This window comes from Gemmatimonadota bacterium, assembly GCA_009692115.1.
Classification (GTDB): Bacteria; Gemmatimonadota; Gemmatimonadetes; order Gemmatimonadales; family GWC2-71-9; genus SHZU01.
Genome location: SHZU01000011.1, coordinates 77,700 through 101,149 on the forward strand (window position 1 = coordinate 77,700; position 23,450 = coordinate 101,149).

Annotated in this window: 21 protein-coding genes; 12 read left to right on the forward strand and 9 right to left on the reverse strand. The window is 66.8% G+C overall.

The genetic code is table 11. The annotated features are described in order from the left end of the window. The first annotated feature begins 12 nt into the window (after positions 1 to 12). The 7 genes from EXR94_12795 (at position 13) to EXR94_12825 (ending at position 7,295) form a co-directional block, all read left to right on the forward strand. Positions 13 to 1,218 (forward strand): DNA repair exonuclease, encoded by a 1,206-nt coding sequence (locus EXR94_12795; GenBank protein MSR03598.1) that lies wholly within the window; start codon positions 13 to 15, stop codon positions 1,216 to 1,218. Beyond that, on the forward strand, positions 1,218 to 3,647 hold the full coding sequence (locus EXR94_12800) for an SMC family ATPase (protein ID MSR03599.1): 2,430 nt from the start codon (positions 1,218 to 1,220) through the stop codon (positions 3,645 to 3,647). Before EXR94_12795 ends, EXR94_12800 begins: the two co-directional genes overlap by 1 nt. Then, the gene (locus tag EXR94_12805) at positions 3,541 to 4,587 is read left to right on the forward strand and encodes a GNAT family N-acetyltransferase (GenBank protein MSR03600.1); all 1,047 of its coding nucleotides are present in this window, start codon (positions 3,541 to 3,543) and stop codon (positions 4,585 to 4,587) included. Before EXR94_12800 ends, EXR94_12805 begins: the two co-directional genes overlap by 107 nt. A 431-nt stretch (positions 4,588 to 5,018) precedes the next feature. Next, the gene (locus EXR94_12810; protein MSR03601.1) at positions 5,019 to 5,432 is read left to right on the forward strand and encodes a 6-carboxytetrahydropterin synthase; all 414 of its coding nucleotides are present in this window, start codon (positions 5,019 to 5,021) and stop codon (positions 5,430 to 5,432) included. Continuing rightward, positions 5,410 to 5,994 (forward strand): GTP cyclohydrolase I FolE, encoded by a 585-nt coding sequence (gene folE, locus EXR94_12815; GenBank protein ID MSR03602.1) that lies wholly within the window; start codon positions 5,410 to 5,412, stop codon positions 5,992 to 5,994. Before EXR94_12810 ends, folE begins: the two co-directional genes overlap by 23 nt. Beyond that, on the forward strand, positions 5,991 to 6,689 hold the full coding sequence (locus EXR94_12820) for an SDR family oxidoreductase (protein ID MSR03603.1): 699 nt from the start codon (positions 5,991 to 5,993) through the stop codon (positions 6,687 to 6,689). Before folE ends, EXR94_12820 begins: the two co-directional genes overlap by 4 nt. Positions 6,690 to 6,692: 3 nt before the next feature. Further along, positions 6,693 to 7,295: a hypothetical protein gene (locus EXR94_12825; GenBank protein ID MSR03604.1), complete on the forward strand. Its 603-nt coding sequence runs from the start codon at positions 6,693 to 6,695 to the stop codon at positions 7,293 to 7,295. On the opposite strand, the gene EXR94_12830 is transcribed toward EXR94_12825, so the two are convergent. The 4 genes from EXR94_12830 to EXR94_12845 form a co-directional block, all read right to left on the reverse strand. Next, on the reverse strand, positions 7,292 to 7,561 hold the full coding sequence (locus EXR94_12830) for a LysM peptidoglycan-binding domain-containing protein (protein ID MSR03605.1): 270 nt from the start codon (positions 7,559 to 7,561) through the stop codon (positions 7,292 to 7,294). The two genes, EXR94_12825 and EXR94_12830, sit on opposite strands and share 4 nt — an antisense overlap. Next, positions 7,405 to 8,190 (reverse strand): hypothetical protein, encoded by a 786-nt coding sequence (locus EXR94_12835; protein ID MSR03606.1) that lies wholly within the window; start codon positions 8,188 to 8,190, stop codon positions 7,405 to 7,407. The genes EXR94_12830 and EXR94_12835 overlap by 157 nt, the downstream gene beginning before the upstream one ends. 142 nt (positions 8,191 to 8,332) lie before the next feature. Next, a complete protein-coding gene (locus EXR94_12840) occupies positions 8,333 to 10,351 on the reverse strand; it encodes a long-chain fatty acid--CoA ligase (GenBank protein ID MSR03607.1) in 2,019 nt (672 codons plus the stop codon). Between the two features lie 508 nt (positions 10,352 to 10,859). Next, a complete protein-coding gene (locus EXR94_12845) occupies positions 10,860 to 11,309 on the reverse strand; it encodes a tetratricopeptide repeat protein (GenBank protein ID MSR03608.1) in 450 nt (149 codons plus the stop codon). A gap of 71 nt (positions 11,310 to 11,380) precedes the next feature. Between EXR94_12845 and EXR94_12850 the strand changes: the two genes are divergently transcribed. From EXR94_12850 to EXR94_12860, 3 genes are read left to right on the forward strand one after another with little or no spacing between them, the layout of a single operon-like run. Next, the gene (locus EXR94_12850) at positions 11,381 to 12,019 is read left to right on the forward strand and encodes a hypothetical protein (protein MSR03609.1); all 639 of its coding nucleotides are present in this window, start codon (positions 11,381 to 11,383) and stop codon (positions 12,017 to 12,019) included. Beyond that, complete coding sequence (locus EXR94_12855; protein ID MSR03610.1) at positions 12,012 to 13,373, forward strand: TldD/PmbA family protein; 1,362 nt, start codon at positions 12,012 to 12,014, stop codon at positions 13,371 to 13,373. Before EXR94_12850 ends, EXR94_12855 begins: the two co-directional genes overlap by 8 nt. Then, on the forward strand, positions 13,370 to 14,635 hold the full coding sequence (locus EXR94_12860; protein MSR03611.1) for a TldD/PmbA family protein: 1,266 nt from the start codon (positions 13,370 to 13,372) through the stop codon (positions 14,633 to 14,635). The genes EXR94_12855 and EXR94_12860 overlap by 4 nt, the downstream gene beginning before the upstream one ends. A gap of 1 nt (position 14,636) precedes the next feature. On the opposite strand, the gene EXR94_12865 is transcribed toward EXR94_12860, so the two are convergent. The 4 genes from EXR94_12865 to EXR94_12880 form a co-directional block, all read right to left on the reverse strand. Then, positions 14,637 to 15,191: a hypothetical protein gene (locus EXR94_12865; protein MSR03612.1), complete on the reverse strand. Its 555-nt coding sequence runs from the start codon at positions 15,189 to 15,191 to the stop codon at positions 14,637 to 14,639. A 9-nt stretch (positions 15,192 to 15,200) separates the two neighbouring features. Beyond that, positions 15,201 to 17,225: an NAD-dependent DNA ligase LigA gene (gene ligA / locus EXR94_12870; protein MSR03613.1), complete on the reverse strand. Its 2,025-nt coding sequence runs from the start codon at positions 17,223 to 17,225 to the stop codon at positions 15,201 to 15,203. After that, complete coding sequence (locus EXR94_12875; protein MSR03614.1) at positions 17,222 to 17,998, reverse strand: GAF domain-containing protein; 777 nt, start codon at positions 17,996 to 17,998, stop codon at positions 17,222 to 17,224. The genes ligA and EXR94_12875 overlap by 4 nt, the downstream gene beginning before the upstream one ends. Positions 17,999 to 18,189: 191 nt before the next feature. Further along, positions 18,190 to 18,954 (reverse strand): tetratricopeptide repeat protein, encoded by a 765-nt coding sequence (locus tag EXR94_12880; protein ID MSR03615.1) that lies wholly within the window; start codon positions 18,952 to 18,954, stop codon positions 18,190 to 18,192. 29 nt (positions 18,955 to 18,983) lie between these two features. Between EXR94_12880 and EXR94_12885 the strand changes: the two genes are divergently transcribed. Together EXR94_12885 and EXR94_12890 are read left to right on the forward strand one after the other, a co-directional pair. After that, positions 18,984 to 20,303: a thymidine phosphorylase gene (locus tag EXR94_12885; protein MSR03616.1), complete on the forward strand. Its 1,320-nt coding sequence runs from the start codon at positions 18,984 to 18,986 to the stop codon at positions 20,301 to 20,303. A 292-nt stretch (positions 20,304 to 20,595) separates the two neighbouring features. Beyond that, positions 20,596 to 21,489 (forward strand): AraC family transcriptional regulator, encoded by an 894-nt coding sequence (locus EXR94_12890; GenBank protein ID MSR03617.1) that lies wholly within the window; start codon positions 20,596 to 20,598, stop codon positions 21,487 to 21,489. Between the two features lie 18 nt (positions 21,490 to 21,507). Here EXR94_12890 and gyrB read toward each other — a convergent pair whose 3' ends face one another. Next, positions 21,508 to 23,448, reverse strand: coding sequence for a DNA topoisomerase (ATP-hydrolyzing) subunit B (gyrB, locus tag EXR94_12895; protein ID MSR03618.1), 1,941 nt, complete (start codon positions 23,446 to 23,448; stop codon positions 21,508 to 21,510). Positions 23,449 to 23,450: the final 2 nt, after the last annotated feature.

The following is a 23,450-nucleotide window of genomic DNA, read 5'->3' on the forward strand; positions in this document are numbered from 1 at the left end:
TTTTTCGAGTAGATTTCCCCCGTGCTGCTTGCTCACCTCGCCGACATCCACCTCGGCTATCGCCAGTACTACCGCCAGACCCCGCTCGGCCTCAACCAGCGTGAGGTTGACGTTGCCCGGGTGTTCAACCAGGCCGTAGGGCAGGTCATCGAGGCCAAGCCCGATGTCGTCATCGTCGCCGGCGATCTCTTCCACGCCGTCCGGCCGACCAACCAGGCGATCGTCCATTGCTTTCGCCAGTTTCAGCGCCTTCGAGACGGCCTACCAGCCGCGGAAATCATCGTCATCGCGGGCAACCACGATACCCCGCGGGCCAGCGAGACCGGCTCGATTCTCAAGTTGTTTTCCGAGCTCGGCCTTCACGTGGCGACCGAAGAGGCCATCGAGTTCAACTTTCCGAATCTCGACCTGGCGGTTCGGGCCGTGCCGCACCATGCCCTGGTCAGCGCCGAGCGTCCCGACCTTCGTCCAACCGGACGGGCCCGCTATCAAATCCTGACCGTCCACGGCGAGGTCGAGGGACTGTTCCCGCTCGACCGTTGGTGGGCGGAACCCGGCGGGGCCGCCCTCGATCCCGCTCAGTTGGCCGACGCCGGCTGGAGCTACGTGGCGCTCGGCCACTACCACGTGATGCGGGAGGTCGGTCCCCGGGTCTGGTACGCCGGGGCGCTCGACTACGTCACCCCGAACCCATGGGGTGAATACACCGAGCAACGGAAGACCGGGGTCAAGGGCAAGGGTTGGTTGCTGGTGGATCTCGACCAAATGATCGAGGGCCACGGGGCGCCGAAGCCGCAGTGGGTGGTGCCCGAGCGCCGGCTGGTTGATCTTAAAGCCGTCGAAGCCAAAGACCTCTCGGCGGCGGACCTTGATCAGGCCATCCAGGAGCGGCTGGCCACCGTGCCCGGAGGGATTGCCGATCAGCTCGTCCGTTTGGTCGTCTATGACGTAGCCCGTCATGTCACCAGGGAACTCGATCACACCGCCATTCGGGCCGCCAAGGCATCGGCGTTGCACTTTCACCTCGATCTTCGGCGCCCCGACGTGCATCGGGTCATCGGTACCGGTGCCCCAGGGGGCCGCCAGACCCTGCCCGACGTGGTCCGGGCTCATCTGACCCGCCGCCCGCTTCCTGAGCGCCTCGATCGCGACCGATTTGTCGACCGTGGGGTCTCGTTACTCGAGTCGGTGAGTTTCGAGCCTGAGGCGGAGGCCTGATGCAACTCCGCCGCCTCCGGCTGGTCAACTTCCGCCAACACGCCGACACCGTGCTCGAATTCGAGGCCGGCTTGACCGGGATTGTCGGGCCCAATGGTGCCGGCAAGTCGACCTTGCTCGAGGCGATTGCGTGGGCGATGTACGGCACCCCGGCGGCCCGGGGCACCCGCGATTCGATTCGTCGCCGGAGTGCGCCGCCCCGCTCGCGGGTGGAGGTCGAACTCGATTTCGTCCTCGGCCCCCATCAGTACCGGGTCGTCCGCTCGCTGCAACAGGCGGCCCTGTACCAAGATGGCGACGACGTCCCGGTCGCCAACAGCGCGGCGGCGGTCACCGACAAGGTGAGTCGGCTCCTCAAGATGACCAAGGAGGAGTTCTTCAATACCTACTTCACCGGCCAGAAGGAGTTGGCTACCATGGCGTCGATGTCGGCGTCGGGCCGGGCCAAGTTCCTGAGTCGGGTGCTGGGCTACGAGCGCCTGGCCACCGTGCAGGTCAAGCTCAAGGAAGAACGCTCCGCGGTGCGGGCGGCCCTCCAAACGGCGGAAACCGGGTTGGTTGACCTGGTCGAGTTGGAGCGCGAAGAGCTGGAGGCCACCGCCCGTCTGGTGGCGGCCGCGCAGTCGGTGACCACCACGCAAGCCCACCAACTCGCCGCTGAAGCGGCCTCGGCCCGGCTCGCCCCGGAGTGGGCGGCAATGCAGCGCCGCCGGGAGGCGGTCCAAGCCACCGAAACCGACTTGAACATCGCCAATCACGCCGCCACCGAGGCCCGGCGGACGTTCGAGTCCCTGGACCGCGACCTCGCTGAATCGCTGGAGGCCAAGACCAAGCGGGACGAGTTGGCGCCGGCCACTTTGGAATGGGACGCGTTGGTGGCGGACCGGAACCGGCTCGATGCCTTGGCCCAGTTGTTCGCCGGCCGGTTGGCCCTCGAAGCCAAAGTCACGATGTCCGAGAAGGCCATCGCCGAACTCGACCAGCGGTTGAGCCAGCTCCCGGATCGGACTCGGGTTGAGCAGGCCAAGGCCGCCGCGGCCCTCGTCCAACAGCTGGCGGACGCCACCGCGGCCGTCGTCGAGGAGGAACGGACCAATTGGGTCCGGAACAAGCAAGACGCCGAAACGATGCGGAAAGGTCTGCTGCAGCAACACGAGGACGTCGAGACCCAGAAGAACCGGCTCGCGGAGGCCGGGCCGACCGGGGTCTGTCCGACCTGCGGCAAGCCGTTGGGCAAGGAATACGAGGCGGTGCTCGATGACCTCGTCGTGAAGCTCGAACTGATCGGATCGGACGGTCGCCACTACCGCGACCGGATCAAGCAGCTGGCCACCGAGCCGAAGGAGTTGGTCCAGGCCCGGCTCGCGGCTGAACAGGCTGAGCGGGATCTCAAAGTGGCCACCACCGCCTCCGCTCGCGCCGAGGCCGCCGTGGCTGAGCGGACTCGGGCCGAGGCCGCCCGGACCGAGGCCGCCGAACGGCTGGCCGGGCTCCGCCAGCAGCTGGCGGAGACGCCGACCGAGTATGACAAAGCCCGGCACCTGAAGGTTCGGGAGCGGCTCGCGGCGCTCGAACCGATTCGTGAGCAAGTGGTCCGCTTGACCACCCGGGCCGAGCGGGCGGCGGAGTTGGTGCCGAAGGCGCTCGAGGCGGAGCAAGTGCTGACCCGGATCGAGCTTCGGGTGAGTGAACTGACGGCACGCTTGGCGGAGCTTGGATGGTCCGCGGAGGCCTACGAGCGCCTCCACTTGGCCTATCTGACCGCCGACCGGGAGCGCGAGGCGGCGGTGGTTGCCGCGGTCCGGGCTGCCGGCGAACGGAACGGCGCGGTCGAACATCTGGCGGCGGTGGCCCGGCGGCGGGAAGAGCGAACCCGACGGGCAGCCGAGGTCGAGCGCCTGAAGGTCGACGTGCTCTTGAATCAGGAACTCGACCGGGCGTTTACCGATCTCCGGGATGACCTCAATGCCACCTTGCGCCCCGAGCTCGCCGACGCCGCGTCGGCGCTCCTCCGTGAGTTGACCAACGGCCGGTACTCCGATCTCGAGCTGGACGAGGAGTACGTCGCATCGATCGTCGATGACGGCGAACCCAAGACGGTCATTTCCGGCGGCGAGGAGGACGTGGTGAATCTGGCGCTCCGGCTCGCCATCAGCCAGATGATCGCCGACCGGGCCGGGCAGCCGTTTTCGCTGCTGGTGCTGGACGAGGTGTTCGGATCGCTGGATGAGGAACGGCGGAACGCCGTCATTGACCTGCTCCGCGGCCTGGCCGATCGGTTTCCCCAGGTCATCCTGATTACGCACATCGAATCGGTTCGGGATGGCTTCGATCGGATTATCCGAATCGACTACGATATCGAGCGAGGCATCGCCACGGCCCGTGATGAGCCGTCCGGACCTCTGGAGCTTCCTGGTGCCGCAGCCTAACGCTATTCGGGGGCCGCTCCGGCTCAACACCGCCGACGTCGACGAGATCAACCGGGTGTTCTCGGACGCGTTTACCGAACGGTACCACCGTGATGGGATGACCGGCGTCCGGGTCCCGCCGCTCAATCCGGCCATTTGGCGGTTCGCCCTCGCGGCGGCCAGCGACGGGGCGCTCCATTGGCGCGATGCCGAGGGCCACCTCGCGGCCTTCAACATCGTCCACACCCTCGGCCACGAGGGGTGGATGGGCCCGCTCGCGGTTCGGCCGGATTGCCAAGGCCGGGGTTTGGGGCGCCGGATCGTGCAGGCCGGCGTTGATTTGCTCAAAGCGAACGGGTGCCGGGTCATCGGGCTCGAAACGATGCCCCGCACGGTCGACAATATCGGCTTCTACAGCGGGATGGGATTCCGTCCGGCCCACATGACGGTGTCCGTGACCCGTGAGACCCACGGGGCCGCCGGAATGCCCGGGGAGCTGGCCTCGCGGCTCGGACCGCCCGGCGCCTGGATCGAGCGGCTCCGGGAGCTGGTCACCGAGGTGATGCCGGGTCTTGACGTGGGCCGCGAAGCGGGGCTCACGTTGGAGCAAGCGTTGGGTGACGTGACGGTGGTGCGGGATGGAAACCACTGGCGCGCGGCCGCCCTTTGGCACGCGGCGCCGCTCGCCCTCGGTCGACCGGCCGACGAGCTTCGGGTCCTCAAGCTGGTGGCCAAAGACCGGGGGGCGTTCCGGGCGGTCGTCCAAGCGCTCGTCGCGGAGGCGGCGGCTCGCGGTCTTGGCCGGGTGGCCATCCGGTGCCAGACGGGATTCCGCGAAGCCTACGGCGATCTGATGGAGATGGGCTTCCGGGTCCACTGGACCGATCTTCGGATGGTCCTGGCCGACCGCCCGGAGGTGGCGCCCCGAACCGGGGTCGTGTTCTCGAACTGGGAGATCTAGACCCGGGCGCCGTCGTAGCGGAGCGCCCACCACCGAATCAGCAGAACGACTCCAACGGCCAGCAGGATGTGGATCAGGCCCAGTCCAACGGGCACCGCGAAGGTGCCAACGAGCCACAGCAGCAACGCAATCATTGCGCCAACGAGATTCACCATGGTGTCCGCTCTTTGTACGCGTTGACGGTCTCGGTCAGTGTTCCTATAATAGTTCTGTCGGGTGGTATCTGGGAACCAGTTTTTGAGCCAACTGGTCCGAGGCTGGGCCCACATACTGTAGCTGATGCCATGCCCCTCGGGGAAGGCAGATGTGCACGGTGAGGGCGCCGAACATTCCACTTCGGGCTTCAATAAACCTCTCGGGTATCATCCGACACTGGGGCGCCGACCGACGGTAGTCGGGTCGGTGCCTCTCTTTTTCGACGGGAGTTCGTTATGACCACCTGTGTCGTCGCCCGGCGACTGCATTTTAATGCTGCGCACCGGCTCCATAACCCGGCCAAGTCGGACGAGTGGAACCAATCCACCTTTGGGCCGTGTAACAATCCCAACTATCACGGTCACAACTACGAACTCGATGTGCTCGTCGAAGGGCCCATCGACCCGGATACCGGGTACGTTGTTGATGTCGGGATCGTGAAGCGGATCGTTGAGACCGCGATCATCAGCGTGCTCGATCATCGAAATTTGAATCTGGACGTTCCCTGGTTTCGGGAGCGGATTCCATCGGCGGAAAACATCGCGGTGTTCTGTTGGGAACAAATCGGGCCGCTGCTCCCTGCCGGCCAGTTGGCCCTGATCCGATTATGGGAAACTCCGAGGAACTATGTCGAATACCGAGGCCGTTAGCATCAAGTCCCACGTCCGGGCCATCCTCGAGTCGATGGGCGAAGATCCGGATCGCAAGGGGCTCGAGCGCACTCCCGAACGGGTCGAAAAAGCCTATCGCTGGATGACCCGGGGCTACGAGATGTCGGTTGCCGATGTGGTCGGCGGGGGTGTCTTCGAAGAGTCGCACGAGAATATGATCTTGGTTCGCGATATCGAACTCTACTCGATGTGCGAGCACCATATGTTGCCCTTCTTCGGCCGGGCGCACGTGGCGTACATCCCGAAGGGACGGATCATCGGACTTTCGAAATTGCCGCGGATCGTCGAGATCTTTGCCCGGAGGCTCCAGGTTCAGGAGCGCCTGACGGATCAGGTGGCCGATGCGGTCATGGAAGTCCTGGAGCCCGCCGGGGTCGGCGTGGTCATCGAGGCGTCCCACCTCTGTATGATGATGCGGGGTGTCGAAAAGCAAAATTCGACCACCGTCACCAGCGCCTTGCGGGGCATCTTCAAAGACGATGCCCGGACCCGCGAGGAGTTCCTCCGGCTGGTGCACGGGCCCCGGATCGGCCGGGTGTGACGACCGGCGCGCTGGTTGGCCAACTCGCCGTTGTCACTGGCGGATCGAAGGGTATCGGCGCCGCCATCGCCGCCGCCCTCCGGGCCGAGGGGGCCACGGTGGTGCGAGCGTCCCGAACCCGGTCGGCCCTGTCACCGCTGGGGGACGTGTCGATCGTGGCGGATCTGGCCACCGATCGGGGGATCGAGACTCTGGCGGAGGAGGTGTTGGCCCTCGGCGTGCCCGATCTCGTCGTGAACAATGCCGGTGGCTTTGCGCTCGGGTCGTTCGAATCGACTCCCGCGAGTACCCTCGACGAGTTGTACCGCGTCAACCTTCGGGCTCCCTATGAAATTGCCCGCCGGTTCCTCGGCCGGATGCGGGAGCGCGGGTCCGGGCGTCATGTCCTGATCGGAAGCATTGCGGACTCCGTGGCCCTGCCGGGTAACGCCGCCTACGGGGCAACGAAATTCGGAGCTCGGGGTCTTCACGAGGTGCTTCGGGCGGAGTATCGAGGGACCGGAGTCCTCTGCTCTCTGGTCAGTCCGGGCCCGGTCGATACCCCGCTTTGGGACCCGATCGATCCCGATGGCCGGCCCGATCTGCCCAACCGGGCCTCGATGCTCCGGCCGGAGGACGTCGCGGACTTGGTCCGTTGGATCGCCACCCGGCCCCGTCACGTCGACGTCGGCTGGGTTCAGCTCGGCCCGGCCTGACCCGTGTTCATCGAACTCACCGACCACCTTCGGTGCATCGCCGGCCATGACGAACAGTTCGTCATCCTGCTGCCCGATCGGATGGATGGACGCCGGGTCATGGCGGGTACGGTCGGGTGTCCGGTTTGCGGTGCCACGGTCTCGGTGGTCGAGGGGGCCATGGACTTCGGGGGACCACCGCCGCCACCGTCGAGTCCGACCGGCCTTTCGGTGGAGGCCATCATCACCTTGCTCGGGCTCGAAGGGCCGGGCGGGTTCATCGCGCTCCTCGGGGCCGCCGCCGGCCTGGCGGATCAACTGACGGCGCGGCTGCCCGGCGCCCGATTGGTCCTGATCAATCCGCCGGCCGGGGTGGCTGGGTCGGAAACCATCAGCGTGATTCGAGCCGGGCACTTGCCGATCAAGGCCGCCAGCATGAGGGGCGTGGTGGTTGCGGCCGACCATGGGGCCGATCCGGTCTGGGTGGCCGCGGCCGTCCAGGCCGTGCTGCCCGGGAACCGGGTCATCGTCGAAGGACCGCTCGCTCCCGACGACGGACTCGAACTGCTGGCCCAGACGACGGACCTCTGGGTCGCCCGCAAACCGACGGCAACCGTTCGTCGTTAGGCCGCCGGGAGCCGGAGGGCCTGGTCCGGCCGGAGACGATACCACGTCGGGAGGGCGTTCAGCCGCCGGAGCCGGGCCTCGCTCACCCCATGGCGGGCGGCGAGATCGGTTACCGTGTCCCCCCGCCGCCCCCGCACCGGGGCACCCACGCGATCGCCACGGAGGCCCCCGGCCGGCCCCGCTCGGCGGAGGCGAGCCGGATCGGCCGGTCCACCAACACCGAATCGAAGGCGGGCGCCGGAAGCGGCGGAACCTCGACGCCGAATCGCCCTGGATCTCTGCCGATGGCCGCGGCGGCCAGCAGCTGGGGCACGTAGTTGCGGGTCTCATTGGGGAGGAGTCCGCGATCGGCCAGCGTAAAGAAGTCGGGGGTGCCCGTCGAAATCTTCTGCAGACCCCGGCTCACCCGTCCGGCACCGCTGTTGTAGGCCGCCGCCAGCAGTGGCGAGCCGAACGTGCGGGTCAGGTCGCCGAGGTGGCGAATGGCCGCGTCGGTTGCCCGATTCGGATCCCGGCGTTCGTCGATCCACGGATCGACCCGGAGCCCGAGTTCCCGGGCAGTTTCGGGCATGAACTGCCACATGCCCGCCGCGCCGGCGCGGCTCACGGCCGTATTGGAAAACCCGCTTTCGATGATCGGCAGATAGGAAAACTCGGCTGGTAACCCGGCCTGGGTCAGCTTCGACTCGATGGCCGGCCGGTACTTCGATCCTCGGGCCAGCCATTCGGTTATCCGGGCCCGGGCGGGACCGGTGAAGTAGGCCAGGTATCGCCCGACCTCAGGCTGCTGCTCCAACCCGGCGAACGCGCTCTGGGCGGTTGAATCCTGGGCCAGGAGACGGGGGGCTGTGGCCAGCACGATGAGCACCAGGCGGAATCGGGGAGCGATGGGCATGCCCGCGAGAGAGGCAGGTCGCGAGCCGTTCTCAGTGTGGAGCGTAAGCTGTTGTCATGGAATGAGATGAAAGCAGGGAGCTCTCCGAAGTATCCGTCGGGTTCCGGCCAGCTTTGCCGTCCTGGCCCGCAGTTCCTGCCGCTTAGCCCTCGATTTGGCCCTCGGCGTCGGCGGCCAAGTAGACGGCCTCGATCGCGTCCCGATAATGGGCCTCGACCACCCTCCGGCGCACCGAGAGCTTCGGCGTCAGCTCGCCGCTCTCGATCGAGAACTCCCGGGCCACGATCAAGAATCGTTTCGGGACCTCGAACCGAGCCAGCTCGCGGAGGTGTTTCATCGCCTCGGCCTCGAGATGTTTGACCACCCGGTCCAGACCGATCAACTCAGCCCGGGTGGTCCAGGTCAGTCCCTCGCGGGTGGCCCAGGCTTCGAGGACCGGGAACATCGGGGCGAGCAGGGCGATCGGGAATTTCCGCCGGTCGCCTAACAGCACGGCGTTGGCGATAAACGGGTTCTGGCGGAGCAAGCCCTCGATCGGCTGGGGCGCGATCTTCTTGCCGCCGGCGGTGGCGATCAGGTCTTTCTTCCGGTCGGTGATCTTGAGGTAGCCATCCTCGTCGATCTCACCGATGTCGCCGGTGTGGAACCACCCGTCGGGATTAATGGCCAGAGCGGTTTCCGCCGGCCGGCCGAAATAGCCGCGCATCACGTGGGGGCCGCGGGTCAGGATCTCGCCGTCGGGCGCGATCATCACCTCGACACCGGGAATTGGCCGCCCGACGGTTCCGAAACGAATGTGGGGCAAGGTGTTGACCGTGATGACCGGGGACGTTTCCGTCAGGCCGTACCCTTCCAGGATCGGGAGGCCGGCGGCGTAGAAAAATTTGGCGATCTCCGCCGAAAGCGGGGCGCCCCCGGAAAGAAAGAACTTGAGCCGACCGCCCACTCGGGCCCGGATTCGCCGAAAGACCAGCCGGTCGGCCAGGAATCGCTCGATCCGAAGCCAGAGCGGGATCGGCTGGTGGGCCACGGCGAGGTCGGCGGCCCGCTCGCCGACGCCCTTGGCCCAGAAGAATATCCAGCGGGCCAGAGGCGAGCCCCGGATCGCGGTTTCGAGGGCCCGGGCGTAGATCTTCTCATACAGCCGGGGCACGGCGGCCACGACCGTCGGGCGGAGTTCGGCCAGATTGGCCGGGACCGCCTCGAGGCTTTCCGCGTAGTTGATCGTCACCCCCGCACTGAACATGCTGTAGTGACCGGTCATCCGCTCGAAGATGTGGGAGAGCGGGAGCAGCGAGAGGCATTCGTCGGTGTCCGTTACCGGAAGGACCGACATCCCGGCCCGCACGTTGGAGGCGATGTTGCCGTGGGTCAGCATCACGCCCTTGGGCTCGCCGGTGGTCCCCGAGGTGTAGATGATCGTCGCGAGGTCCTCGGGGCCGGCCCGGAGCGCCTCCTCGCGCCAATCCGGCCACTGGGCGGCCGCCGCCTGTCCAGCCGCCGCCAATTGATCGAGCGACTGGACCCGCGGGCCGGTGACGGCGGGGTCGAACGCCACGATCCACTCGAGGGCCGGCAGGGTGGGCAAGAATTCCGCGAGCTTGGCGTACTGGCCGGCGCTCGACACGAACAAGACCCGGGCCCCGGAGTCGGCGAGCAGGTACTGGGTTTGCTTGCCGGTCAGCGTGGGATAGATCGGCACATCGGCGGCCCGAGCGGCCAGGCAGGCGAAGTCGACGAACGCCCACTCGGGGCGATTTTCCGACAGGATGGCCACTCGGTCGCCCGGATGAATGCCTAACGCCAACAAGCCCTGGCTGATTGCCTCGATGGTTTGGGCTACCTCGGCGTAGGGGTACTCCCGCCACCGGCCCTCCCGTTTGGCCCGGAGCGCGACCCGTTCCGGCGGGAACCGGTCGATCGCTTCGAAATAGAGCGCCGTCAGCGTCGGTGGGCCGAGTTTCGGCTGGCTCACTGGTGGAGGAACCTGATTACGACGCGGCGGCCCGAGCCGGGGATCTTCTCGCCGGAGGCCCGGTACGCGTTGATCTCGACGACGGCACGGTCGGGCACGACCCGTCCCTTGACGCCCCGGACGGTGGCGATGGCGAGGCCGTTGGTGCCGGTGGTCAACGAATCGGCCGTTCGCCCGGACAGAAATCCGACGGTCGGCGAGTCCACGGGCGCCGGTTCGATCAGGCGAAGCGCCACCGGCCGGCCAATGACGCCGACCCGGGGGGCCCCGCCTTCGAGCGCCACCCGGACCTGAACCCCGATCGTGTCCCGGGTGACGTTCAGCGAATCGACGCCGTCGAGCCGGAGGGTGTCAACCCGCGCCGTGAGGGTGAATTTGACAGCAGCGGGGGTGGAGACCAGCGTGTCTTTGCCGAACACGGCGATCTGGACGTCGGCGGTGCCGACAGCCTTCCGGGCCGTGACGATGCCCCGGACGGTGTCAATCGCGATCGCGGCCGTGTCGACGGTTCGCCAGGTCAGGGCCGCGGGCACGCTGTCGCCCTTGGCGTTTCGGGCCACCACCCGAATGGTCACCGACCGGCCTTCCTCGAGAAACGAGTTGGCCGGCTGGGTGATCTCGAGAAAGGAGATCTGGTCGTCGTTCTCGAAGGCGCCGCTGCAGCCGATGAAGCCGGCCGCCAGGGCGCCAACGATCAGACTGAGCCGACGGCGGCCGCCGGCGTTTCTTCGAGATCCCGAAGGGCGGTGGAGGCGTGCTGGATCCAACGATCGGCGTCCGATCCTCGAGGGGGTTTGGTCAGAAAGGCGCGGAGATGATCCGCGGCCCGGTCGAGGTCCCCACGTTTGAGATGCAGGAACGCTAGACCATAATGGGCACCCGAGAGCGAATCGTCCAGTTCGAGGGCCCGTCGGTAGTGGCGGATCGCCTCGTCGGGCTGCCCCGTCTTGGTACAGGCGATGGCCATATTCTGGAGGATTCGGGGATCGTTGGGGTTGTCCCGGAGTCCGAGGCGGTAACTGGTCAAGGCGGCGACGAAATCGCCCTGCCGCTCGAGGGCCAGGGCTTCGTTCAGATAGTCGAGGCGCTGGGGTTCGCTCGGGGTCGAACTCAACCGATCCAGGACGCGTCGAAAGAAACTCATGAGCGGGGGTCGTCTCCGATTTTCCAGGGGTCGCTGCGCCGTTGCTACAACATAAGAAAGTTGTTGATCCGATGCAATACAAGTCGTTGCGGCGTCGACTCGATCGGCTCCACCTTGCGGCTGACTTTCGGACCACCTGGCGGGTCCCTATGTTTGGGGGCCCCCTAGCCAACCCCCTCATTGAGGAGCTTGTCATGCCACGGCGTCCAGTGGACCCGACTCGGGGAATCCTCGAGATTGATTGGCCCCTGTTCGGGGAGCTCTGCCGGGCCTTGGCCCTGAAGGTGTCCCGGAGCTACGATCCCGAGGTCATCCTGGGAATCGCCAAGGCTGGGGTCATCCCGGGGGCGGTGGTGGCGGCCATCCTGGAGCGGGAGTTCAGCTCGATGACCGTGACCCGGAAGAAGGCCGGCTCGATGCCGGTGCTGGTCAGCGGGCCCCCCGCCTCGATCCAAGGCCGCCGGGTGCTGGTCGTCGACGAAACCTGCGACTCCGGGCACACCCTCAAACTCGCGCTCAATGAAGTCCGGGCCCAGTTGCCCGCGGAGGTTCGGACCGCGGTGTCGTTCAAGACCGGTGGGTATCAACCGGACTTTTTTTCCTTCGAAACCGACAAGGCGATCGTCCTGCCTTGGGATCGCGAAGTCATCCGCGACGGCGAACTGATCCGCCGGCCGGCCGGAGCTTTGGGAACCGGTCTCAATGCGTGATCTGCTGGTCCAGGCTCTGAAGTCGGCCGGTGGCTACGTCGAACTCCGGCTCCGCCGCCGCTGGTCGACCGCCGTGGTGTTCCGGAAGCAGCGCCTCGAAGTGGCCACCGAGTATCACGCCTTCGGCGGCGTGGCCCGTTGCCTGGTGCCGGGCCACGGGTGGGGGGCAGTGGCCTTTACCGACCCCGATCGCTCGGCGTTGGCGGTCGTCCGCGCCCACGAACTGTCGCTGGAGACTCGTCCCGAACGCCCGATTACCCTCGCGCCGATTCCGATTCGGCAGGTCGATCAAGCGGACCTGCTGCTCGACGATCCCCGCTTGGTTTCCCTTGCGGAAAAACGTGAACTACTCGAGGGGCTGACCGGCGAATTGTTGGCCGCCGATCGGCGGCTGGCCGATTCCCGGACCAGCTACGGCGACTCAGTGTACGAAACGTGGCTGGCCACCAGCGAAGGGGTCTGGCTCCACGAATTGCGGAGCGAGGCAAGTCTCGGCGCCCTGGCCGTGGCTGGCGAGGACGGGGCCCAAGAGCGGGCCCTCGAGTCGGTCGCCGTGCTCGGCGGCTGGGGTTCGGTGGCGGGACGGGCTCCCATGTTCCGGGAGGTGGGCGAACGCGCCGTGGCCCGGCTCCATGCCGCGCCGGTCAAGGCCGGCCGGTATCCGGTTGTGTTCGACCCCCGCGCCACCGGGGCCCTGGTGCTCCAGACCATCACCAACCTGTGCCGGTCGCCCTCCCGGGGCATCGAGCGCGAGTTGTTGGCGTTAGGCACACGGATCGGCCCGGAGTTCCTGACCGTCGGGGACGATCCAACCGCCTCCGGGCTTCGGACCAGCCTGGCGCTCGACGACGAGGGCACCCCGGTCAACCACACGCACTTGGTCCAAAACGGCGTGGTCGTAGCCCACCTCCACACCCGGGAAACCGCGGCCCGCGCGGCGGTCGGGCCCACCGGACATGCCTTGGCCACCTCCCTCCGGTCGATTCCAGTGGCTCGCCCGACCAATAGCTACGTCGCCAAGGGGCCGGGCGACTCCGCCGCCCTGATCGGCGATGTGCCGTTAGGCATCTACGTGTCGGATGTCCTCGGCGTGGCGGTCGAAGGCCACCAAGTGACGCTGACGCCCGCGTCCACCCGGATGATTCGCAACGGGGTCTTGGCGGAGTCGGTCAAGTGCGCCCCGATCACGGCCGATCTCTTTGCCCTCTACGGCCGGCTCGACCGGGTCGGGGGCGACTTTGCCTGGGATCCGAGCGCGGCCGCCCTCCACGACGCCGGCCCCCTTCGGCCGATTACCACCGGAGCGCCCCACACCCGGTTCGTCGATCTCGACATCGGCGCCCTCTACACATGATGGCCGGGGTGCTCGCCGACCTTCGGTCGCGGGCGTCGCATGCCGACTTGGTGCGCGCCCGGGACGAGACCATCACCGTGGTACTCTCCGCGGACCGTGAGGCCACCGTCTCGATCGACCAAAGCGACACCGTCCAGATTCGGGCCCTCGCCAACGGCCGCCTCGGCTGGGCCGGGGGCGACACCGCCACGGTCGGCGCCGTGGCCGAGAGCGCGCTCCGGTCGGCCGCCGCCGGCGACCCTGCCGAGATGTTCTTCCCGGCTCCCGCGCCGATCCCGTCGGTCATCACCCGATCGCCGGCGGCGGCCGCGCTCACGGTTCCCGACTTGCTCGACCTCGCGGGGTCCGTGGCTGACCGCCTCAGGCGACTCAACCGTCGCGTCGAGACCTGGGCCGAACGCTCGGTGGGGACCGTCGACGTCGGGAGCAGCCGGGGTGTCTTGGCGTCATACGATGTCACGGTGGTCGGTCTTGGGATCTCGGTCGCTGGAGGACCCGGGCCCTGCCAGGTGCATGTGGCGAGCGTGCCGCCCCCGGACGACCCCGATCTCGAGTCGCTGGTGGCCGAAGTCGAAGCGCGATTTGCTCCGGAACCGCTCGACTTGGACGGCTTGCCCGCCACCGCGCGGGTCTGGTTCAAGCCACGGGCAGTGCGGGCCTTGCTGGCACCCCTGCTGGTTCGGCACTCAAGCGAGTGGAACACCAACGATCGGGGCCGCCCCATGGTCATCGACGGGCGGCTCTCGCTGGTCGACGATCCCCTGATCGACGGCCGCCCCGGCAGCCGGCCGGTCTGCGACGACGGGATTCCCACCCAACGCCGGACGCTGATCCGCGGGGGACAACCGGTGGCCGGTCTTCTCGACCTCCGAACCGCCTCGCGCCTCCGGCTTCCGGCCACCGGTCACGGCATTCGCCGGGGTTTTCGGCCGCCGGTGGCCCGGTACTCCAATCTGGTCCTCGAAGTGTCCGAACCCGGCGTGTCCAACTTGGCCCGGGCCGTCGGCGACGGCTTGTTGGTTTCCGAGATTGAAGTCGGTCCGGCGCCGAATCCGGCGCCGGGGGTCTTCCGGGTGGCGGTACCGTGGTGCTATCGGATTGTGGGCGGCCGGATTGTCGGCCGGGTTGAACGGGCGGTGCTCGCGGGGGATGTCGGCCGGTTGTTCCAACAGGTGGCGGCCATCGGTGCCGACGCCCAATGGCACGGGGCCGTCCGAGTCCCGTCGTTGGTTCTTGATGGAGTCGGGGTGACGCTCCGGTAGGTTATTTCTTGAGTTCGCCGACGAGGGCGTCGAAGGTCTTGCCGGCGACCATGCCTTCGTACATCCAGGTCAAGAGGTCGGGGCTGCCCACCAGAAACCGGCATCGCGCTTCGCCCCGGCTCCGGCACTCGACCTCCATGACCGCCGCGGGATACCCGCCGAGCCGGGTAAAGAAATCCGAAAGCAAGCCGCAGGTAAAATGGCACGACGGCACCCCCGCTCCCCGGGGTTCGGCTTCGGCCCAGTCTCCGCTGTTCAGGCAGAAGAGACCCGGGGCCAGAGTTTCCACAGCGACCGACCCCCAGCCTTCCTCCAAAAAGAAGCCGGCCAGCGCCTCACCGAGGTATCGGGCATCAAGTGCCTGCGGCGTCTCGACACCATAGCGGTCGACAATCGATCCGACGAATCCGTTGTATCCGCTGGCCCCGGCCGAGAATCCGATTTCCCGAAGCAAACCGGCGGCCTGCGCGGGTACTTCACGTTCGAGGACGACCCGCAATTGGTCGAGGGCGGCGCGGCCGACCGCGAGACGAGGGTGCGTAGTGGTGGAGACCAAGAGTCCAAGCTAGGCTTCCCGGCCGACGCGGCGCAAGAGTTCGGCCTCCTCGATAACCTCGACGCCGAGGGCCCGGGCCCGGTCGAGCTTGCCACCGGCCTCGGCGCCCGCCACGACGGTGTCGGTCTTCTTGGTGACAGTGCCGCCCACCCGGCCGCCCGCGGCCTCGATCAAGGCCGTCGCCTCGGGCCGAGAGAGAGTCGCCAGGGTTCCGGTCAATACGTAGCTCTTCCCGGCCAGCGCGCCGCCGACAGGCCCGACGTTAGGCTCCGTGAAGTTGAGCCCGGCCTTCGCCAGCCGCTCGAGGAGCGCCCGATTGGCCGGCGTCCGGAAGAACTCGAACACCGCCGCCGCGATGATCGGTCCGATGCCGGGCACCTCGGCGATGGTGTCGATGTCGGCCTCGGCCACCGCCGTCAGGTCGCCGAACCGGCGGGCCAGGACCTGGGCGATGTTCTTCCCGACGTGTCGGACCCCGAGGCCGAAGAGCAGCTGCGACAGGGGCCGGGTGGCCGAGTCCGCGATCGACCGGACCAGTAGCGTGGCCGATTGATCGGCGAACCGGTCGAGTTCGACCAGTTGCGACACTGACAGACCGTAGAGACCGCTGACGTCGGCGATCAAACTGGCGTCGAGGAGCTGGCGGATCCGTTCCACGCCCAAGCCCCGAATGTCCATGGCCTCCCGCGAGGCGAAGTGCACGATCGCTTCGAAGAGCCGGCCGGGGCAGGCGGCGTTCGGGCACAATCGCATCGCTTCGTCCGGCGGCCGGACCACCGGTGTTCCGCAGGCCGGGCACTCCGACGGCGGAACGAACGGACGCTCGGTGCCGTTCCGTCGGGCCCGAACCGGACCGATGATTTGAGGAATCACCTCACCCGCCCGCATGATCTCGACCCAGTCGCCGATCCGGATGTCTTTCTGGGCGATCAAGTCTTCGTTATGCAGCGTTGCGCTCGACACGGTTACGCCGCCGACCTCGACCGGTGTGAGCACCGCGTAGGGATTGAGCGCGCCGGTCCGGCCGACGTTGATCCGGATCTCCTCCAACCGGGTGATCGCCACCTCGGGGGCAAATTTCCGGGCAATGGCCCACCGCGGCTCCCGGCCCCCGACCACTCCAAGGTCTTCCTGGAGGTCCCTGCGGTCGACTTTGACCACCACTCCGTCAGCCTCGAACGGGAGCGTTGGCAGCAGCGCTTCGTATTCCGGAATTGCCGCTTGGACCGCCGCCAGGGTCTCGAACCGTCGCCGGTGGGGCTCGACCTGAAACCCCCACCGGACCAGCGTGGCCAAGACCTCGTGATGGGAGGTGGCCGCGAGCGAGCCTTCGATGACCTCGATGTGAAAGGCGAACATCCGCAGGCGGCGCGACCGGGTGATCCGGGCATCGAGTTGCCGGAGGCTGCCGGCCGCGGCATTCCGGGGATTGGCAAACGGAGGTTCGGCGAGCGCCTCCCGGCGGGCATTGAGTTTCCGGAACGAGGTGAGCGGGAAATAGACTTCGCCCCGAATTTCGACCAGACGCGGGGTGTCGGTTGCGGTGAGGACCAAGGGGATATCCCCGATCGTCTTCAAGTTGGCGGTGACGTCTTCGCCGATCACCCCGTTTCCGCGGGTTGCGCCGACCGTCAGGCGTCCATTCCGATAGGTCAGGTTGACGGCGGCGCCGTCGATCTTGATCTCGGCGGCATAGCCCGACTGGCGGACATCCGGGTTGATCCGGGCATTCCGCTCCTCCCAGGCCGCCAACTCCTCGGGCGAAAACGCATTGGCCAGCGACAACATCGGCCGGAGGTGGGGGTGCTTGGTCAGGGTCGAGGCGGGCTCGCCACCGACCCGCTGGGTGGGGCTATCTGGCGTCAGGAGTTTCGGGTGGGCGGCCTCCAGGCTCTGGAGCTCCCGGAACAGGAGGTCGTATTCCGCGTCCGAGATTTCCGGCGCATCCTCGACATGGTATTGGCGGTTGGCTTGGTTGATGGCCGCTCGGAGTTCCTCGACCCGCCGGGCGGCGTCGGTGGCCGGCCGGGTCATGACCGGGATTCGCGCCTGAGAACCGCGAGGGCAACCCCGGCCAGCCGATCGAGTTCGGCCTGGCTGGCCCGGGGCACCAGCTCTTCGGCCGCTGCCGCATCCTGATCGGAAAACGTGGCCAGCAGCCTCTTCAGAAAGGCGATCAACGCCGCTCGCTCCCGGTCTTTTTCGAGCGCGGACGCGCTCCCCCGCTGCTTGGCCTGGAGCCGCTCGAACCGGTGCGCGGTCCGGAGCGCCCGAGCGGTGACGTCGGCTACCAAGCGAGCCCACTGAATGTCCGAAGCGGTCAGAAGCGGCCGAGTCCGGTCGGTCCGGAGGAAGATTGCGCCGATCGTCACCTTCCGCCACGCGATCGGTACCACGGTCATCGACTGGACCCGTCGAGTGGCCAGCGCATCTTGGGCCGATTCGAGTGCCGGTTCGTGGATCACGTCGGGAATGCTGACGATCTCGCCGGTATCGATGGCGCGCTTCAGTTCGGAGTAGTCCGCGAGGTTGACCTTCCGGCTCCGGAGCGAGGGGTCATCGTAGCTCGCCACCAGGTGGACATCGCCGCCGCCCTTCTCGGTCAAGAAGACCGAACAGCGGTCGAGCGCGAGGGCGTAGCCGACGCGGCGGGCCACCGACTGCACGATGTCCCGGTAGTTGAGCGAACCAGCCAACTCACGGAGCAGCTCGATGACGATCAGCAGCCGACGACGCTCGACCTCGAGCTCTTCGATCCGGGTTTGGAGCCGATTCGGGTCGGCGGCGGGAAACCGGGCTGGGTTCATAGACCTAAATTAGCAAACTTGGTTGAACCCGGCTGGCCGGGCCGCTAGCTTCTCCCGGTATGGACACTCGAGAGCAACCCGAAGAGACCCGATCCCCGCGCGCCGGCGTTGGCCTCGGCCTCTTGGTCGGCGCGGCCGTGGCGCTCCTCTTCGCGCCGGCCCCCGGCTGCGAAACCCGGCGGCACCGGTCTTTAGGGCAGGTCCCGGAGTAGCCGGGCGGCCTCGGACCGATAGCGGGCATCGAGACTCACCCGGTCGGGGAGTTCGACGATCCGGTCGAGTTCGCCCCGGGCGTCCGACCACCGTTTTCGGTCGATATAGATCACGGCAAGGTCCAGCCGGTGGAAGATCCTGGTCGGGTCGATCTGGACCGCCGTTTCCAGGTGGTCAATGGCCGACGCCCAGTTGGCTTTGCTCAAGATCTTCCCGCCTAACAAGTTCTTGGCCATGAAGCGATTGAACCCCGAAGTCCGCATCGCCTCGGCGTGCCAGAGGCCCAGGATGTGATGGGCGCCATCATGGTTGGGGTCGATCGCCAGGGTTCGGGTCGCCGCTTCGTAGATCCCGATTGCGTACCGAACCCGGTCCTTCTTACTCCGGGTCAGAGCCACCCGTCCGAGGGCCATGGCCAGGACGAAGTGCCCCTCCGGCCTGGCGTCGTCAACCGCCACTGCCCGGCGGGCGAACCGCTCCGCCGCGACGTAGGCCGAGTCGCGAGCGGGGCTCCGGATCGAATCAGGTGTTTCCTGGCCAACGTCGACCCAGGCCACGGCGCTTCGCCAATTGGCCTCGAAGTGAAGGGAATCATGCCCAAGAATCCCTTGCAACAATCGGAGGGCCTCGCGCGGGTGTCGAGCCGCCGATTCCCGGGCTTCAGCCAAGAGGGCGAGCTCCCCTTGGGCCAACAGCGGCGCCCCGAGTATGAGTCCAACCAGGGCCAAGATTCCAATACGCATGGGGGAATGATATGAGTCCGACCGACCTGATGGTACCTCGGTTGATCGAGCGGAAGCGGGACGGCGGGGTGCTGACGGCCGCGGAGTGGCAGGGGTTGATCGCGGGCTACGTCGCCGATCGGATTCCGGACTACCAGATGGCGGCGCTGGCCATGGCCATCCTGTTCCGGGGGCTCGCGGACGACGAATTGGTGGCCCTGACCCAAGCGATGCGGGAATCCGGCGAGCAATTCCATCTTGGAGATCTGGACCGCCCCCGGGTCGACAAGCACTCGATCGGTGGCGTCGGTGACAAGACCTCGCTCCTCCTCGCGCCGATGCTCGCCTGTCTCGACGTGGCTGTCCCGATGATCTCCGGCCGGGGGCTTGGTCATACCGGCGGGACCCTCGACAAATTGGAATCGATCCCCGGATTTCGCACCGGCCTGAGTCTGGCCGACGCCCGTCGTCAGATCGAGCGGATCGGGGTGGCGATGGTCGGCCAGACGCCGCAACTGGTTCCCGCCGACCGGAAACTCTACGCGCTTCGGGACGTGACGGGGACGGTCGAGTCGATTCCGTTGATTGCCGCGAGCATCATGTCGAAAAAGCTGGCGGAGTCGCTCACCGGCCTGGTCCTTGATATCAAGACCGGCAGCGGGGCCTTCATCCGGAATCCAACCGACTCCCAAGTGCTGGCCCGGACCATGATCGAACTCGGCGAGGCCAGCGGGTGCCGGACCATCGGGCTCCTGACCGCCATGGACCGTCCGCTCGGCGTGGCCTGTGGCAATGCGCTCGAAGTCGAGGAGTCGATCCAGGGTCTGTTGGGCAGCGGCCCGCCCGATCTCATGGAGGTGACCTTCGCCCTCGGAGTCGAAATGGTGGTGGCCGCCGGCATCGAGAGCAACCGGGCCATTGCCCGGACCCGCCTCGAAGCGTTGGTGGCAAGCGGAGCGGCGTTGGAACGGTTCGGCCTTCTGATCGAAGCCCAGGGCGGGGATCGTCGGGTCATCGACGAGCCCTCAAGGCTGCCGGTCGCGCCGGTGGTCCAGGAAATCGCGGCCGAGGCGGATGGCGTGATTGGTACCGTCGAACCCCGGGCCATTGGGCATGTCGTCGTCGCCCTCGGCGGCGGCCGATCGCGAACCGACGAAGTGATCGATTCCGCGGTCGGCGTGCGGGTGTTGGTCAAGCCCGGGGCCGTCATTCAGGCTGGCCAGATCCTCGCGACCGTCCACGCCCGGACCAATACGGCCGCCCAACACGCTGCCGAAGCGGTTCGGAAAGCCATCGGCTTCGGGATCGCGGACCCGCTGCCGCTGGTGAGTCATCGAGTGACCAAAGACGGCGTGGAGGCGCTCGCCTAACGACCAGGCTTCGAGGCGGCTCGCCCCCGACTGAAGTTCGGCCACGCAACTCCGTGCACCTCTCCTCACCATCCGGCCGGTGGCGTACCCCTTGCCTCCACTCGATAGCCAGGGTGCCCCATTGCCGGGAGCCATCCCGTTGCAGGTCCCGAGGTTCGGCGCCGCCCCGGCCGGATGAGCCTGGGGTGGGATCAGGGGCAAATAGCCCGGGTAACGAGGCGGTACGGGAGCGACCAATGGATCTGGGTGGTCGCGGGCTGCGAACAACTGTATCTCACCGAGGCGGCTGCCAATGACCGTCGGCTCGGCAGCGGCCTGGTATACCGACCCGGCCAAGGCCACCGCGGCCGCGCGCGGGACGAGTCCCGGGCCCCGGGCCCTCGAAGCCCGGGAGCTGGCCACGATGCACCACATTCTGGCTCAGCTCGGACAGGTCGAATTGCGGCCTCGATTTGCCGAGGCCTGCAAGGCGTTCGGGGATATCGTGTGGTGCGATGACCTCGACGATTTGATGATCCGTGCGTCCGCCCGGGAAGCCTTGGCCGTCATCGTCGATCTTGCCGACCGCGGCGGCGTGCCGGCGGCCCCCGCCGTGGCTCGGATTCGGAGCCGCCGGCCGGACCTCCCGATCGTGTTGCGGTGCCATCGGGTCGGCGCCGACGGGGCGGCGATTGCAGCCATGATTCAGGCCGGCGTGTCAGCCGTGATCATCCGGGAGGAGCAGGACTTCGAACGCCGGCTGCTCTCAGCGTTGACCCGAGCCAGCGATGTCGCGTTCCAGCAACTCACCGATCAAGCGCTCCATCGCCGGGTGCCGACGCCGTTCATTCCGGTCGTCCGGTTTTGCCTCGATCACGCCGCCAGCGCCCCGCGAGTGGAGGTGATTGCGCGGACGGTCGGGATGAGCAGCAAGACCCTGGCGGCCCAGCTCAAACGGGCCGGGATGCCCCCGGTCAGCTCGTTGGTCATGTGGGGCAAGGCGCTGGTTGCGGCCTACCGGTTGGAGAACACGACCGAGTCGGTCGCGGTCGTGGCCCGTTCCCTTGGATTTGCGTCGGGCTCGGCGCTCCGGCGTCTGCTCAAGCGAGGTTCCAACGAGCCACCCCAGTCGATTCGGGCCCCCGGCGGGTTTGGATGGATGCTCAGGTGCTTCGACCGCCAGCTGGCCGAGGGGGGCAGACTATGAGGGTGCCCCCCTTGGTCATCAGACGTCCAGGTTGCTGACGTATCTCGCGTTCTGCTCGATGAACTGCCGCCGGGGTTCCACCTCGTCGCCCATCAGTTCCTCGAACAGGCGGGAGGCTTCCACCACATCCTCGAGGGTGACCCGGAGGATGGTCCGCTTCTCGGGATCCATGGTGGTGTTCCAGAGTTGCCCCGGGTTCATCTCGCCGAGGCCCTTGTAGCGCTGGACGTTGACGTTGGCTTTGCCCTCGGGGCCGGCCAACCGTTTGATGTACTCGTCCCGCTCCACCTCAGTATAGGCGTAAAACTCTTCCTTGCCCCGGGCCACCCGGTACAGCGGTGGCTGGGCGATGTAGATGTAGCCGGCATCGATCAACTCCGGCATTTGGCGGAAGAAGAACGTCAGCAACAGCGTCCGGATGTGAGCGCCGTCGATATCGGCGTCGGTCATCAGGATGATCTTATGGTACCGGGCGTCTTCGAGTTTGAAATCATCCTTCACGCCGCAGCCGATGGCGGTGATCATCGCCCGAATCTCCTCGTTGCCGAGAATTCGGTCGATTCGGGCCCGCTCCACATTCAAGATCTTGCCGCGGAGCGGCAGGATGGCCTGGTGCGAGCGATCGCGCCCCTGCTTGGCGCTGCCGCCGGCTGAATCGCCCTCCACCAGATAAATCTCACAGAGCGCCGGATCGTCCAGGGAGCAATCGGCCAATTTGCCGGGTAGGACCGCATTCTCGAGGCCGGACTTTTTCCGGACCAAGTCGCGGGCTTTCCGGGCGGCCTCGCGGGCCCGCGCGGCGCTGACCGCCTTTTCGATGATGGCCCTCGCTACCGACGGGTACTCCTCGAGGTAGTTGCCGAGGTGTTCATTGACGGCCGACTTGACCACGCCTTCGACTTCCGAGTTCCCGAGTTTGGTCTTGGTTTGACCCTCGAACTGGGGCTCTCGCACCTTCACGTGCAGGACGCAGGTCAGGCCTTCGCGAATATCCTCGCCCGAGAGGCCAAAATCCTCTTTCTTGAGGTGGCCGCCCCTTTTCGCGTAGTCGTTGATCGTCCGGGTCAGCGCGGCCCGAAATCCGGTAAGGTGGGTTCCGCCTTCGTGGGTGTTGATGTTGTTCACAAACGTGAACGTGTTCTCGTTATAGCCGTCCTCGTACTGCAGGGCCAAGTCGACGTCGACATCGTTCAACGTGGCGCTGAATGACACCACTTTCGGGTGGACCGGCTTCTTGTTGCGGTTGAGCCACTCGACGAACTGGATCAGGCCGCCCTTGGCGAAGAACGTCTCGTCCTGGGCCGGCTCCTTGCGCTCGTCCCGGAGGGTGATCTTGACGCCCTTATTGAGAAACGCCAATTGTCGGAGCCGGTCGGCCAGGGTGTTGTGATTGTACTCCAGCACGGTGAAAATCTCAGGGTCGGGCTTGAAGGTCACGGTCGTGCCGGTGCCCTTGGCTTTCCCGACGACATTCAGCTTCTTGGTCGTCTGGCCCCGAACGAAGGCCATGTGATAGCGCTTGCCGTCGCGATCGACGAAGACCTCGAGTTGCTCCGACAAGGCATTGACGACCGACACCCCGACGCCATGGAGGCCGCCGGACACCTTGTAGTTCGATTTGTCGAACTTGCCGCCGGCGTGGAGTACCGTGAGCGCCAACTCGACCCCCGGAATCTTCTCGGTCGGATGGATGTCGACGGGAATCCCGCGCCCGTTGTCGGCGACCGTAATTCCGTTGTTGGCGTGAATGGTGACCGAGATCTCGTCGCAATGGCCGGCCAGTGCCTCGTCGATCGAGTTGTCGACCACCTCGTATACCAGGTGGTGGAGGCCGTTTTCGCTGGTCGACCCGATGTACATCCCGGGGCGCTTGCGAACCGCTTCCAGTCCCTTGAGCACCTGGATCGAGTCCGCGCCGTAGTCCCCGTTGCCGTTAGTCGGCTTGTCCGCATTGGCCATGA

Bases quoted from the DNA above. Each gene is read 5' to 3' on its own strand.
- EXR94_12800 (MSR03599.1), top strand. From the start codon at position 1,218: ATGCAACTCCGCCGCCTCCGGCTGGTCAACTTCCGCCAACACGCCGAC.
- EXR94_12805 (MSR03600.1), top strand. From the start codon at position 3,541: ATGGCTTCGATCGGATTATCCGAATCGACTACGATATCGAGCGAGGCA.
- EXR94_12810 (MSR03601.1), top strand. From the start codon at position 5,019: ATGACCACCTGTGTCGTCGCCCGGCGACTGCATTTTAATGCTGCGCAC.
- folE (MSR03602.1), top strand. From the start codon at position 5,410: ATGTCGAATACCGAGGCCGTTAGCATCAAGTCCCACGTCCGGGCCATC.
- EXR94_12835 (MSR03606.1), bottom strand. From the start codon at position 8,190: ATGCCCATCGCTCCCCGATTCCGCCTGGTGCTCATCGTGCTGGCCACA.
- EXR94_12845 (MSR03608.1), bottom strand. From the start codon at position 11,309: ATGAGTTTCTTTCGACGCGTCCTGGATCGGTTGAGTTCGACCCCGAGC.
- EXR94_12850 (MSR03609.1), top strand. From the start codon at position 11,381: ATGCAATACAAGTCGTTGCGGCGTCGACTCGATCGGCTCCACCTTGCG.
- EXR94_12855 (MSR03610.1), top strand. From the start codon at position 12,012: ATGCGTGATCTGCTGGTCCAGGCTCTGAAGTCGGCCGGTGGCTACGTC.
- EXR94_12860 (MSR03611.1), top strand. From the start codon at position 13,370: ATGATGGCCGGGGTGCTCGCCGACCTTCGGTCGCGGGCGTCGCATGCC.
- ligA (MSR03613.1), bottom strand. From the start codon at position 17,225: ATGACCCGGCCGGCCACCGACGCCGCCCGGCGGGTCGAGGAACTCCGA.
- EXR94_12875 (MSR03614.1), bottom strand. From the start codon at position 17,998: ATGAACCCAGCCCGGTTTCCCGCCGCCGACCCGAATCGGCTCCAAACC.
- EXR94_12880 (MSR03615.1), bottom strand. From the start codon at position 18,954: ATGCGTATTGGAATCTTGGCCCTGGTTGGACTCATACTCGGGGCGCCG.
- EXR94_12885 (MSR03616.1), top strand. From the start codon at position 18,984: ATGGTACCTCGGTTGATCGAGCGGAAGCGGGACGGCGGGGTGCTGACG.
- EXR94_12890 (MSR03617.1), top strand. From the start codon at position 20,596: ATGACCGTCGGCTCGGCAGCGGCCTGGTATACCGACCCGGCCAAGGCC.
- gyrB (MSR03618.1), bottom strand. From the start codon at position 23,448: ATGGCCAATGCGGACAAGCCGACTAACGGCAACGGGGACTACGGCGCG.